The organism is Streptomyces sp. NPDC026522 (assembly GCF_055567555.1).
Genome location: NZ_JBVHQF010000001.1, coordinates 698,972 through 711,322 on the forward strand (window position 1 = coordinate 698,972; position 12,351 = coordinate 711,322).

16 protein-coding genes are annotated in these 12,351 nt (G+C 74.3%); 10 read left to right on the plus strand and 6 right to left on the minus strand.

What is annotated here, in order from left to right:
• The first annotated feature begins 47 nt into the window (after window positions 1-47).
• Entirely contained in the window at window positions 48-1,940 is a 1,893-nt protein-coding gene (gene dnaK, locus ACZ4M3_RS02980; protein ID WP_467729570.1) for a molecular chaperone DnaK, read from the plus strand.
• Window positions 1,937-2,548, plus strand: coding sequence for a nucleotide exchange factor GrpE (gene grpE, locus ACZ4M3_RS02985; protein WP_467729572.1), 612 nt, complete (start codon window positions 1,937-1,939; stop codon window positions 2,546-2,548). Before dnaK ends, grpE begins: the two co-directional genes overlap by 4 nt.
• A 14-nt stretch (window positions 2,549-2,562) precedes the next feature.
• Here grpE and ACZ4M3_RS02990 read toward each other — a convergent pair whose 3' ends face one another.
• The gene (locus tag ACZ4M3_RS02990; RefSeq protein ID WP_467729574.1) at window positions 2,563-2,898 is read right to left on the minus strand and encodes a YnfA family protein; all 336 of its coding nucleotides are present in this window, start codon (window positions 2,896-2,898) and stop codon (window positions 2,563-2,565) included.
• A 103-nt stretch (window positions 2,899-3,001) separates the two neighbouring features.
• Between ACZ4M3_RS02990 and ACZ4M3_RS02995 the strand changes: the two genes are divergently transcribed.
• Window positions 3,002-3,541, plus strand: a complete 540-nt coding sequence (locus ACZ4M3_RS02995; RefSeq protein ID WP_467729576.1) for a hypothetical protein — start codon at window positions 3,002-3,004, stop codon at window positions 3,539-3,541.
• Window position 3,542: 1 nt separating this feature from the next.
• Window positions 3,543-4,088, plus strand: coding sequence for a hypothetical protein (locus ACZ4M3_RS03000; RefSeq protein ID WP_467729577.1), 546 nt, complete (start codon window positions 3,543-3,545; stop codon window positions 4,086-4,088).
• Here the strand turns inward: ACZ4M3_RS03000 and ACZ4M3_RS03005 are convergent.
• Window positions 4,078-4,548 (minus strand): STAS domain-containing protein, encoded by a 471-nt coding sequence (locus ACZ4M3_RS03005; protein WP_467730120.1) that lies wholly within the window; start codon window positions 4,546-4,548, stop codon window positions 4,078-4,080. The genes ACZ4M3_RS03000 and ACZ4M3_RS03005 overlap by 11 nt on opposite strands.
• A 149-nt stretch (window positions 4,549-4,697) precedes the next feature.
• Here ACZ4M3_RS03005 and ACZ4M3_RS03010 point away from each other — a divergent pair, with 149 nt between their 5' ends.
• A complete protein-coding gene (locus ACZ4M3_RS03010) occupies window positions 4,698-5,378 on the plus strand; it encodes an ANTAR domain-containing protein (protein WP_467729579.1) in 681 nt (226 codons plus the stop codon).
• Window positions 5,379-5,530: 152 nt separating this feature from the next.
• Entirely contained in the window at window positions 5,531-5,902 is a 372-nt protein-coding gene (locus ACZ4M3_RS03015) for an ATP-binding protein (RefSeq protein WP_467729580.1), read from the plus strand.
• 21 nt (window positions 5,903-5,923) lie between these two features.
• On the opposite strand, the gene ACZ4M3_RS03020 is transcribed toward ACZ4M3_RS03015, so the two are convergent.
• From ACZ4M3_RS03020 to ACZ4M3_RS03030, 3 genes are read right to left on the minus strand one after another with little or no spacing between them, the layout of a single operon-like run.
• Window positions 5,924-6,949, minus strand: coding sequence for an SDR family oxidoreductase (locus ACZ4M3_RS03020; protein WP_467729582.1), 1,026 nt, complete (start codon window positions 6,947-6,949; stop codon window positions 5,924-5,926).
• Window positions 6,946-7,233 carry a CDGSH iron-sulfur domain-containing protein gene (locus ACZ4M3_RS03025; protein ID WP_467729583.1) on the minus strand — a complete coding sequence of 96 codons (288 nt, stop codon included), beginning with the start codon at window positions 7,231-7,233 and terminating at the stop codon, window positions 6,946-6,948. Before ACZ4M3_RS03025 ends, ACZ4M3_RS03020 begins: the two co-directional genes overlap by 4 nt.
• Window positions 7,234-7,250: 17 nt before the next feature.
• Window positions 7,251-7,529, minus strand: a complete 279-nt coding sequence (locus tag ACZ4M3_RS03030; RefSeq protein ID WP_467729585.1) for a hypothetical protein — start codon at window positions 7,527-7,529, stop codon at window positions 7,251-7,253.
• A gap of 147 nt (window positions 7,530-7,676) precedes the next feature.
• On the opposite strand from ACZ4M3_RS03030, the gene ACZ4M3_RS03035 reads away from it, so the two are divergent.
• The 4 genes from ACZ4M3_RS03035 to ACZ4M3_RS03050 are packed head-to-tail and all read left to right on the plus strand — an operon-like array spanning window position 7,677 to window position 11,136.
• Window positions 7,677-8,957 carry a cytochrome P450 gene (locus ACZ4M3_RS03035; protein WP_467729587.1) on the plus strand — a complete coding sequence of 427 codons (1,281 nt, stop codon included), beginning with the start codon at window positions 7,677-7,679 and terminating at the stop codon, window positions 8,955-8,957.
• A 58-nt stretch (window positions 8,958-9,015) separates the two neighbouring features.
• A complete protein-coding gene (locus ACZ4M3_RS03040; protein WP_467729589.1) occupies window positions 9,016-9,339 on the plus strand; it encodes a plasmid stabilization protein in 324 nt (107 codons plus the stop codon).
• A gap of 37 nt (window positions 9,340-9,376) precedes the next feature.
• Entirely contained in the window at window positions 9,377-10,099 is a 723-nt protein-coding gene (locus ACZ4M3_RS03045; RefSeq protein ID WP_467729591.1) for an HAD family hydrolase, read from the plus strand.
• Window positions 10,096-11,136, plus strand: coding sequence for an NAD-dependent epimerase/dehydratase family protein (locus ACZ4M3_RS03050; protein ID WP_467729593.1), 1,041 nt, complete (start codon window positions 10,096-10,098; stop codon window positions 11,134-11,136). Before ACZ4M3_RS03045 ends, ACZ4M3_RS03050 begins: the two co-directional genes overlap by 4 nt.
• Before the next feature lie 30 nt (window positions 11,137-11,166).
• On the opposite strand, the gene ACZ4M3_RS03055 is transcribed toward ACZ4M3_RS03050, so the two are convergent.
• A complete protein-coding gene (locus tag ACZ4M3_RS03055) occupies window positions 11,167-12,351 on the minus strand; it encodes a zinc-dependent alcohol dehydrogenase (RefSeq protein ID WP_467729595.1) in 1,185 nt (394 codons plus the stop codon).

A 12,351-nucleotide genomic window follows, 5' to 3' on the forward strand; every position in this document is an offset into this window, starting at 1 on the left:
CCGCGCCGACGCGAGTGACCGGCCCGCAGCCGCGAAGGGAGCGGACCATGGCACGGTCGGTCGGCATCGACCTCGGCACCACCAACTCCGTCGTCAGTGTCCTGGAAGGCGGCGAACCCACCGTCATCCCCAACGCCGAAGGGGCCAGGACCACCCCCTCGGTCGTCGCCTTCGCCAAGGGCGGGGAGGTACTCGTCGGGGAGATCGCCAAACGCCAGGCGGTCACGAACGTGGACCGCACGGCCCGTTCGGTCAAGCGGCACATGGGCGACCCGCAGTGGCGCTTCCCGGACCACGGGGACATCGACGGCAAGCGGTACACGGCGCAGGAGATCTCCGCGCGGGTCCTGCAGAAGCTCAAGCGGGACGCCGAGGCCTACCTCGGCGAGGACGTCACCGACGCGGTGGTCACCGTCCCCGCCTACTTCAACGACGCGCAGCGCACCGCCACCAAGGAGGCCGGCGAGATCGCGGGCCTGCGGGTCCTGCGCATCGTGAACGAGCCGACGGCCGCCGCCCTGGCCTACGGACTGGACAAGGCGAACGACCAGACCATCCTCGTCTTCGACCTCGGCGGCGGCACCTTCGACGTGTCCCTCCTGGAGATCGGCGAGGGGATCGTCGAGGTGAAGGCCACCAACGGCGACACGAACCTGGGCGGTGACGACTGGGACCAGCGGATCGTCGACCACCTCGCCCAGCAGTTCCGCAACGGCCACGGCATCGACCTGACCAAGGACAGGATGGCGCTCCAGCGGCTGCGCGAGGCCGCCGAGAAGGCGAAGATCGAGCTCTCCTCCGCGACCGAGACGAACATCAACCTGCCCTACATCACGGCTTCCGCCGAGGGCCCGCTGCACTTGGAGGAGAAGCTCACCCGCACCGGGTTCCAGCAGCTGACCGCGGACCTGCTGGAGCGCTGCAAGGCCCCCTTCCACCAGGCCGTCAAAGACGCGAAGATCAAGGTCGGCGACGTGAACGAGGTCATCCTGGTCGGCGGCTCCACCCGGATGCCGGCCGTGACCGACCTGGTCCGGGAACTCACCGGCAAGGACCCGCACAAGGGCGTCAATCCGGACGAGGTCGTCGCGATCGGCGCGAGCCTCCAGGCCGGTGTGCTCAAGGGTGAGGTCAAGGACGTCCTGCTGCTCGACGTGACCCCGCTGTCCCTCGGTATCGAGACCAAGGGCGGCATCATGACCAAGCTCATCGAGCGCAACACGACCATCCCGACCAAGCGGTCCGAGACGTTCACGACGGCCGAGGACAACCAGCCGTCGGTGCAGATCCAGGTCTACCAGGGCGAGCGCGAGATCGCGGCGTACAACAAGAAGCTCGGCATGTTCGAGCTGACCGGTCTGCCGCCGGCCCCGCGCGGCGTCCCGCAGATCGAAGTGACCTTCGACATCGACGCCAACGGCATCATGCACGTCACGGCCAAGGACCTCGGCACGGGCAAGGAACAGCGGATGACCGTCACCGGCGGTTCCTCGCTGCCCAAGGACGACATCCAGCGCATGGTGCACGACGCCGAACAGCACGCCGAGGAGGACCGCCGCCGCAAGGAGGCCGCGGAGACCCGCAACCAGGCCGAGCAGCTCGTGTACCAGACGGAGAAGTTCGTCAAGGACAACGAGGACAAGGTCCCGGCCGACGTCAAGTCCGAGGTCGAGGCGGCCGTCGCCGAACTGAAGGAGCAGCTCAAGGCCGAGTCCGCCGAGGGCGGCGACACGGCCGCGCTCCGTACCGCGACGGAGAAGGTCGCGGCGGTCAGCCAGAAGCTCGGCCAGGCGATCTACGCCGATGCCCAGGCGGACCGGGCCGCCACCGGTGGCGCGGCCGGCGCCGGCCGGGCCGGGGCCGAGGACGGCGCGCCCGACGACGACGTGGTCGACGCCGAGATCGTCGACGACGAGAAGCCCAAGGGAGACACGGCATGAACCACCCGGCCGAGCCCCCGCGCCGGGAACGCCCCGACGCCGCCGCGGTCGTGGTCCTCGGCGACCGGCGGCGGACCGGGCCGCCCGCCCTCACCCCCCGCGCCCCCGGCCACCCGGACCGGGCCGGCCTCCCGGACCCGGCGCGCGCCCGGCCGGCCGCGGCTGCGGGAACCCCGGAAGCGGTCCGCGTGCTGCTCGCCGAGCGCACGGCCGACCTGCAACGGCTCAAGGCGGAGTACGACAACTACCGCAAACGCGTCCGGCGGGACCGGCTCGCCGTCCGCGAGGCGGCCGTCTCCAACGTGCTCACCGGGCTGCTGCCGGTACTCGACGCCGTGGACGCCGCCCGCGCGCACGGCGAAGCCGGTGAAGGGCTCGAAGCCGTCGCCCGCCTGCTGGAATCCCGCCTCGCCGCCCTCGGACTGGAGGCCTTCGGCGAACCCGGCGACCCCTTCGACCCCCGCGTCCACGAAGCCGTCACCTCCGCCCCCGACCCGCGGCGCACCGGCCCGGCCTGCGCCCGCGTCCTGCGCCCCGGCTACCGGGTCGGCGGCCGGCTGCTGCGGCCGGCCCAAGTGGCGGTCGCCGGACCGGAGCCCGGCCACTGACCGATGGCAGCGCCTCAGTGGCCGCGCGGTGCGTACATGATCACGGCCATGCCGGCGAGGCAGACCAACGCGCCGGTGACGTCGTAGCGGTCGGGCCGGTACCCGTCGGCGACCATCCCCCAGGCGAGGGACCCCGCCACGAAGACACCCCCGTAAGCGGCGAGGATCCGGCCGAAGTTCGCGTCGCTCTGGAACGTGGCGACGACTCCGTACAGCCCGAGGGCCACGAACCCCGCGCCGACCCACAGCCGCCCCCGGTGCTCCCGCAGGCCCTGCCAGACCAGCCAGGCACCGCCGATCTCCAGGAGGGCGGCCACGACGAACAGGGCGATGGAGCGGACTACGTTCACGCGCCGACTGTAACGGGCGGCCGCACCACGGGTTTGCGCCACCCGAAGGCGGGCACGCGCCAACGACGACACCGACGAGAGACGGCCGCGAGTGGAGGCCCCAATGTCGACAAGCACGCTCATCTCGATCATCGTTGCCGTGGTGGTGGTGATCGCCCTCGCGGCCGGGTTCTGGTTCGTCTCGCGCCGACGGCACCTGCAGGACCGGTTCGGTCCCGAATACGACCGCACGGTCGAGGACGAGGGCGGCCGGCTGGCCGCCGAGCGCGAACTGCGCGCTCGCGAGCAGCGGCACGACGAGCTGGACATCAAGGAACTGCCACCCGCGCGCCGGACCCAGTACACCGAGGAGTGGCAGGGGGTCCAGGAGCACTTCGTGGACCGCCCCGAAGGGGCCGTGGCCGAGGCGGACGACCTGGTGACCCGGCTCATGCGGGAACGCGGCTACCCCACCAACGGGTTCGGCGACCAGGTGCGCGACCTCTCGGTCGAGCACGCGAGCACGCTGGAGCACTACCGCTCTGCCCACGCGGTCAACGCGCGCAGCAGCGAAGGACAGGCGACGACGGAGGAGCTCCGCGGGGCGATGGTGCACTACCGCGCCCTGTTCCAGGAGCTGCTCGGCGACCAAGGAGGCCGTTGACATGCAGGACCGTGACGAGACGGTCGGCCGGCCCGACGAGGGCGGCCTGACCACGGAGAGCCTCGCCCACCCGGGGTCCGACGAGCGGAGCACCGCCGTCTACCCCGGCGAGGCGACGGGCGACCGCGACGGAGGCGCGTTCGCCGCCGAGCGCGCGCCGCAGGACACCGGACAAGGCCCGGGCGAAGACGTACGGGAAGACGACCGGGCGGCAGCGGACACGACGGCCGTCGGCACCGGCACCGGCACCGGCACGGGCGGGGCGGACGGCGGGACGGACGAACCGCTGCTCGCGCCCACCGAAGCGGAGGAGTTCCGCACGCGGTGGAGCGAGATCCAGGGCCGTTTCGTCGACGACCCGCAGGACGCGGTCAGGTCCGCGGACACCCTCGTCGCCGAGGTGATGCAGACGCTGGCCCGCACCTTCGCCTCCCACAAGGAAGAGCTGGAGGGACAGTGGAGCAAGGGCGAGGAAGTGGTGACGGAGGACCTGCGGATCGCGCTCCAGCGCTACCGCTCCTTCTTCAACCGCCTTCTCACCACCTGACCACCGCCCGACAGGCGGTGCCCGGGTGGGGGGTGTCGTCACGGGCCCGGCCGGACCCCTCGCGCAGCACCTCCGCCAGGGCCGCGGGCAGCCAGCGGCGCGCCGCGGCAACCGGCTCCGGGGTGGAGCCGGCCCGCTCGCGCCCCCGGCCGCGCTGCATCTCGGCCCGGTCGCGCAGCGCCCGGCGCACCTGGCGGACGGGCCGGTCCACCGCCGAGCCGTCGTCGACGGCGTGATCCCGTTCCAGGACGGTGTTCAGCAGCTGACGGGGCTGGGGCTGCCACCCCCGCCCCGTCAGCTGCTGTCCGTGCGCCTCGGCGTGCCGGTGCACGCGCACCAGGAAGTGCAGGCCGGTCAGGTCCATGAACGGGACGTCCCGCAGGTCCAGGACCACCACCTGCGCGTCGGACGGCAGCCCTGCCACCAGCCGGGCGAGCTCCGGCTCCGCCCGGTGGTCGATCGCGCCGTGGGGGCCACGAGCAGGGTGTTCCCCTGCCGCTCGATCCCGATCCGGAACGCGTACGGCGCCCTTCCACCATCGAGCGTGGCCGCCCGAACGGCCGAACGGGCGGCCACGAACTGTTCGGGTCGCACGACGCCCGCCGGAGGGTGCGCGCGCTGACCGGAGCCACGGACCCGCAGGACGGCGCGGACGTGCCGGGCCGCCTGTGCCGGGCGTGGGTGGACCTCCTTGACATCGACGGGGCGGCGATCTCCCTCACGGCCGACGACGACGCCCGGGCCACGTGGTGGTCGAGCGACGAGGTCGCCGGCCGGCTCGCCGTAACCCGGTACACGCTCGGCGACGGCCCGTGCCGCAGCGCGGTGCGGCTGGCGGCACCGGTACTGGCCGCCGCCGCGGGCCCGACTCCCGGCGCTGGCCCGTCTTCGCCCAGCAGGCCGTCGAGCTGGGGGTCCGGGCCGTCTTCTCCCTCCCCCTGGGCACAGCGCCGTCCCGATCGGGACCCTCGACCTCTACCGCAGGCGGCCCGGCCCCCTCAGCCCCCGCGACTGGCCCTGGCCCTGCCCGCGGCGGAGCCGATCACCGTCGCGCTGCTCGCCCTCCAGCAGGAGCGGACCGGGGCGGGCCGGCCGGCCACCGGCTGGCTGGCGGCGGCCGAGACGGACCACGAGGAGGTCCACCGGGCGACCGGGATGCTGACGGTCCAGCCGGACGCGGACCCCCACCGGGCGCTGGCCCGGCTCAGGGCCCACGCCTTCTCCCACGGGCAGAGCGTGACCGAGGCCGCCCGGGACGTGATCGCGGGAAGGATCGTGTTCCGCGACTGAGAGGTGCCGGGCGGGCCGGGCCCGGCACGTGGCCGGGGTATGGGGATCGCGGGGAGGGGCACACGGAGGGGTGGGGCGGCGATCGTACGGAGAGAGGCGGGTGGAATGGGGTGACGGCAGGGGAGCACGCGCAGCGCCGGACGGAACGGCCCGTGCCTTCCGACGCGGCCGGAGCACGCTCCGTCGTGGCGGAACTCCTGGACGCCGCTGCGGACCGGGTCGGATCGCCGGTGAGCGGCACCGCCCGGGCCGACATCCTGCTCGTGACCTCCGAACTGGTCACCAACGCGTTCCGGCACGGCGGCGGCCTCAGCGGATTCGCCGCCGAACTCGGCCGGGGAACCGTGACCCTGACCGTCGGCGACGCGAGCGACGACGTGCCGCGCACCGCCCCGGCCCACCACGCCATGTCGGAGGGCGGCTTCGGCTGGCAGCTGGTCTGCCTGCTGGCCGAACAGGTGGCCGTCACCCTGCTCCCGGACGGCGGCAAGAACATCCGGGTCCGGCTCCCGCTCGTCAGCTGACCGACACCGCCTGGCGGATCCTCAACGGCCCCGGCCGGTGCGCCGGGTCCAGGCGAGGGCCGCGGCCCCCGTCCCGCACAGCGTCGCCGCGGCGAGGGCGCCCCGATGGCGGGTTGCCCACCACTGGAAGCTGCGCGGCTGCGCGGAGGCGTCGAAGCGGCCGTGTGCCCCGAAGTCCCGCCGGGTGTCGGCCGGTCGCCACAGGTTGGCCGGCTCGTCGTCCCCCTGCGGCGCGTCGCCCTGCTGGGAGTCGAAGCCGGTCCGGGCCAGGTACCGGTCCAGGAGCCCGGGCACGACCGCGTTCGCCAGCAGCGTCGCCGCGGTGCTGCCCCCGACCCAGTACTCCCGCCGCGCCGGATGGTCTGCGGCGTACAGGATGGCCCGCGCGGCCAGCTCCGGCTGGTAGATCGGCGCCACGGGCCGGGCGCGCCTCGGCAGCCGCGACAGCAGCCAGTCGAACTGCGGGGTGTTCAGGGCGGGCAGCTGCACCATCGTGGTGCGGACCCCGGTACCCGAGGCGAGCAGTTCGCAGCGCAGCGCTTCGTGCCAGCCCTGGATGGCGTGTTTGGCACCGCAGTACGCGCTCTGCAGCGGAATGCCGCGGTAGGCGAGCGCGGAACCGGCGTGGACCAGCGTGCCGCGGTCGCGCGGGAGCATCCGGCGCAGGGCCGCGTGGGCCCCGTACACGTACCCGAGGTAGGTGACCTCGGTGGCGCGGCGGAACTCGTCCGGGCTGATCTCGGTGAACGGCGCGAACACCGACGAAAAGGCGATGTTGACCCAGACGTCGAGGGGCCCGAACGCCTCCTCGGCCCGCTGGGCCGCGGCCTCGGCCGCCTCCGGGTCGGCGACGTCCGCTTCGATCGCCAGCGCCTTCGCGCCCAGCGCCTCGACGTCCCGAACGGCTCCCTCCAGGCCGGCCCCGCCCCGGGCGACCAGCACCAGCCGGTCGCCGCGGGCGGCGAAGGCCCGGGCGACCGCGCGCCCGACGCCGCCGCTGGCGCCGGTGACGACCACGACCCGGCCCGGGGCGGGGGAGCCGCTCACGGCCGCTCTCCGTCCCGCTCCGGCCCGTCGGCGCCGTCGTCCGCGCGGGCCCGCGCCCGGTGGCTGGTGTCGCACCAGGGGAAGATCCGGCTCCGCCGACAGGTGCACAGGGCCACGACGGGGCGCTCGGAGCGGGCCGTGGAACCGTCCCGCCGGGGGCGTTCCACCGGCCCTGCCACCAGCTCGGGACCGTCCGGCTCGGTGATGTGCCGTACCGGGTCGCCGCTGCCGGAGGGCGCCGGGGCCCCGGGCGCGGCGTACGCCTCGGATCGCTTCGCGTTCATACGGTCCGCCTTGCCGGTCACGGTCCGTCGAAACCCGTCCGGCCGTCTCCGCCGGTGGTTTCGCCCGCGCCGTCCGCCGCGCCGTCCGCCGTCCGCCGGCCCGCGCCGTCCGCCTCCGGCGCGAGCGGCTCACCGGGCCGCCGGCGCGTCGACTCCTCCTTGCTCCGGCCGCGGGTGCGGCGGTCCGGCTCGGGGGCCTCCCCGACCTGCTCCTCGCGGCCGATCCCGGGCCGCTGGGCCTTGCCCTGCATCCCGCCGCCCGCTTCCGAACCGCCCCTTCGCCCCGTTCCGCTCATCGTCGGCCTCCTCGTCGCCGTCCCCGGACCTCGCTGACCTTTCACCCCCGCGCCTACCCCGAACGGCCGCGCCCGCACGCCCCGCCCACCCGGACGGGCGGGAGTGCCGGGCGGCGGAGCGGGTAGGCGCCGCATATGTTCGCTTCCGTGATCGACAGCACCGCCTCACTGCTGGCCCGCGGCTACGCCTGGCTGCCGGGCCTGCAGGAGCGCGCCGGGGAAGAACCGGTCGTCACCCGGCTCATGGGCCGGCGGACGGTGGTCCTGGACGGGCCTGGAGCGGTGGAGTTCTTCTACGACGAGCAGCACGTCCGGCGCGAGGGCGCCCTCCCCGGTCCCGTCCTCGACACCCTGTTCGGCCGGGGCGCGGTGCACACGCTCGACGGCGGCCGCCATCGCGTCCGCAAGGACATGTTCGTCTCCCTCCTCATGGCCGAGGGCGGCATCACGGCGCTCACCGAGCGCTTCACCGCCCGCTGGCCCCGCGCCGTGGCCGGCTGGCACGGGCGCGAGGTGGTGCTGTTCGACGAAGTCAGCGCCGTCCTCGCCGGAACCGTCTGCGACTGGGTGGGGCTGCCCCTCTCGGAGGGAGCGGCGCGCTCGCTGGCCGAGGACTGCGTGGCCACGGTCGACGGCTTCGCCACCGCCGGCCCCCGCCACTGGAAGGCCCGGCGCGCGCGGGCCCGGCAGGAGCGGGCGCTGTGCCGCGTCGTGACGGAACTGCGCGCGGCGGCCGACCCGGTCCGGAGCGACGGCCGGCCCCGGTCGGCGCTGGCCGCGGTGGCCTGGCACCGCGACGCCGACGGGCGCCTGCTGGACCCGCGTACCGCGGCCGTGGAACTGCTCAACATCATCCGCCCCACGGTGGCCCTGTCCTGGTTCGCGGTCTTCGCCGCGCACGCCCTGCACAGTGCTCCGGTACACCGGGACCGGCTCCAGGGCGACGACGGGACGTACGCCCGGGCCTTCGCCCACGAGGTCCGCCGCTTCTACCCCTTCGCGCCCTTCGTCGGCGGTCTCGCGGCCCGTGACCTGAAGTGGCGGGACACCGCCATCCCCGAGGGCAGCCTGGTCCTGCTCGACCTGTACGGCCGCAACCACGAGCCGGACGTGTGGCCGAAGCCCTGCGACTTCGACCCCTGCCGGTTCGTCGGCCGCGAACCACCGCCGAACGACCTCGTCGCCCAGGGCGGCGGAGACGCCCGCACCGGGCACCGCTGCCCGGGCGAGGACATCACCGTCAGCCTGCTGACGGCCATCGTCACCGCCCTCGCCCAGCTGGACTGCGAGGTCCCGGAGCAGGACCTGACGATCCCGCTCCACCGCATGCCCACCCGTCCGCGCAGCGGTTTCGTCGTCGCCCACGCGCGTACGGCGGTCCGCGCCGACGGCGTGCCGTCCCGGGGCCCGCGGGCCCCGCACCAGTGAAGCCCGAACCCGACAGGACCCGACACGTCGGGAACCGGATACGACGGAAGGAGTAGCCATGCCCGCCGGATCCAGCCCCAAGCGCGAGCGGCAGTACGAGCACATCAAGGAGAGCGCGGAAGAGCGCGGCGAGAGCACCGAACGCGCCAAGGAGATCGCCGCCCGCACCGTCAACAAGGAGCGGGCCCGGGCGGGGGAGTCCAAGACGGCGAGCAGGACCTCGCTGGAGGACATGTCCTCGTCCGAGCGCGGCGGCCGGCGTTCCCACAGCGGCGCGCAGGGGCCGACGTACGACCAGCTCTACGAGGAGGCCAAGCGCAAGAACCTGCACGGCCGCTCGTCCATGAACAAGGCCGAGCTGAAGGAGAAGCTGGGCAAGTGAGCCCCGGCCATCGTCCGGCCCGTACGGGAGGAACCCCATGAACCGCGCCGCCCTGTTCGATGTCGACGGCACCCTCGCCGACACCAATCACCTGCACGTGACGTCGTGGTGGGAAGCGCTGCGGCAGGCCGGCCACGACGTGCCGATGCACGCCGTGCACCGCGCGATCGGCCTGCCCGGCGCCGACCTGATCGCCCACTTGCTGGGCGACGACCGTGACGCGGGCCAGGACGAGGCGCTGAAGGCCGCCCACGACACCCTGTACGGAACCTACTTCGACCGGCTGCCCGGCTTCGACTCCGCCGCCGAACTGCTGCGCGCCCTCGACGGGCGCGGCTGGCGGGTGGTGCTGGTGACCTCGGCCGGAAGCAACGAACTGGAGGCGCTGCGGCGGGCGATCGGCGCCGACGACGCCATCACCGCCACCGCCAGTGCCGACGACGTCAGCGCGGGCAAGCCGGCCCCCGACCCGGTGCACCACGCGCTCGACCTGGCCGACGCGCCCGCCCACGCCTCCGTGTTCGTAGGCGACACCGTGTGGGACATGAAGGCCGCCACCCGGGCCGAGGTCGCCTGCGTGGGCCTGCTCTGCGGCGGCATCCCGCGCCGTGACCTGGAAGAGGCCGGGGCCCGCGCGGTGTACGCGGACCCGGCGGAGCTGCTCGCCCGCCTCGATGACAGTCCGTTCGCGCAAGCCCCGCGGGAGCAGCCCTCCGGGGCCCGGCCCGCGGGGCTGTCCGCTGAAAGGGGACCCGCATGACCGCGACACCCTCGGCCGGATCCGGCGCGGCGGCCGGCCTGCGCGTCGTCGTCGTGGGCGCCACCGGCAACGTCGGCACCAGCGTGGTGCGGGCCCTGACGGCCGACCCCGCCGTGGGCTCCGTCCTGGGCCTGGCCCGCAGGCTCCCCGACTGGCGGCCGGACGGCGTCGACTGGCGGGCCGTGAACATCGAACCCGGCGGCGCCGACCTCGTCCCGCTCTTCGAGGGCGCCGCCGCGGTGGTCCACCTGGCCTGGAAGTTCCAGCCCACCCACGATCCCGCCGAGACCTGGCGGACCAACGTCCTCGGCAGCATCCGCGTGTTCGACGCCGTGGCCGCCGCCGGGGTGCCCGCCCTCGTCCACGCCTCGTCGGTCGGCGCGTACTCGCCCGGACCGAAGGACCTCGCCGTGGACGAGAGCTGGCCCACCCACGGCTGGCCGGGGGCCGCGTACACCAGGGAGAAGTCGTACCTGGAGCGGGTCCTGGACGCCTACGAGAGCGCCCACCCCGAGATCCGTGTCGTGCGCATGCGCCCGGGGTTCCTCTTCAAGCGGGAGTCCGCCTCCGAACAGCGCCGCATCTTCGCGGGCCGGCTGCTGCCCGGCCGGCTGGTCCGGCCCGGCCTGATCCCGGTCGTACCCGACCTGCCGGGCCTGCGCATGCAGGCACTGCACACCGACGACGCGGCGGCGGCCTACGCCGCGGCGGTCACCCGGCCCGTCCGGGGGGCCTTCAACCTCGCCGCCGACCCGCCCCTGGACGCGGCCCGGTTCGCCGAGATCCTCGGCGCCCGGACCGTACGGATGCCGGCCGCGCCGGTGCGGGCCGCGCTCTCCGCCGCCTGGCGGCTGCGCGCCGTACCCGCGTCCCCCGACCTGTTCGACGCGGTGCTGCGGCTGCCGCTGCTGGACAGCGCCCGGGCCCGGGCCGAACTGGGCTGGGAGCCGCGCCACACCTCGGTGGAGGCGGTACGGGAGTTCCTGGCGGGCCTGCGGGAGGGCGCGGGAATGGGCACCGCACCCCTCGCACCGTGATCCGCCCGCGGCCCGCCGCGCGGCACCCGCTCACGGCCTCAGCAGGGTCTTGATCATGCCGTCTTCCTTGGCCTGGAACATGGCGTAGGCGCGGGGCGCCTCGTCGAGCGGCATGGTGTGGGTGGCGAAGCCCTCGACGCCCAACGGGTCGGAGTCCTCCAGCAGCGGCAGGATGTCGTTCACCCAGGCCCGGACGTTCGCCTGGCCCATCCGCAGCTGGATCTGCTTGTCGAACATGGTCAGCAGCGGCATCGGGTCCGCCGCACCCCCGTAGACGCCGGAGACGGAGACGGTGCCGCCCCGGCGGACCAGGTCGATCGCGGTGTGCAGGGCCGTCAGCCGGTCCACTCCGGCGCGCTCCATCAGCGGCCTGGCCACGGCGTCCGGCAGCAGTCCCGTCAGGCGCTGGGCGGCGGACGCCAGCGGCGCCCCGTGGGCTTCCATGCCCACCGCGTCGATGACGGAGTCCGGGCCCCGGCCGCCGGTCAGCTCGCGCACGGCCGCCACCAGGTGCTTGCCCTGCTCCTTGAGGTCCAGCACGTGGACTCCGGAGGCCTTCGCCCGCTCCAGCCGGGCCGGCACCAGGTCCACGCCGATGACCAGCCCCGCGCCCCGGTGCAGGGCGATCCGGGCGGCCATCTGCCCGATCGGCCCGAGACCGAGGACGGTGAGGCTGCCGCCCGGCGGGACGTCCGCGTACTGCACGGCCTGCCAGGCGGTCGGCAGGACGTCGGACAGGTACACGAAACGCTCGTCCGGCGGCCCCTCGGGCACCCTCACCGGCAGCGTGTCCCCGAACGGCACCCGCACGTACTCCGCCTGGCCGCCGGGCACCTGCCCGTAGAGCTTGGTGTAGCCGAACAGCGAGGCCCCCTTGTCGTACTCCCGCACCTGGGTGGTCTCGCACTGCGAGTGCAGCCCCCGGTCGCACATGTAGCAGTCGCCGCAGGAGACGTTGAACGGCACGACCACCCGGTCTCCGCGCCGCAGCGTCGTCACGTCCGGGCCCACCTCCTCGACCACGCCCATGGCCTCGTGGCCGAGGATGTCCCCCGGTTCCAGGAACGGCCCGAGGACCCCGTAGAGGTGCAGGTCGGAGCCGCAGATACCGGTGGACGTCACCTTGACGACGATGTCCGTCGGGTCCTTGATCCCGGGGTCCGGGACGGTCTCCACCCGCACGTCCCGCGTGCCCTGCCAGGTCAATGCGCGCAT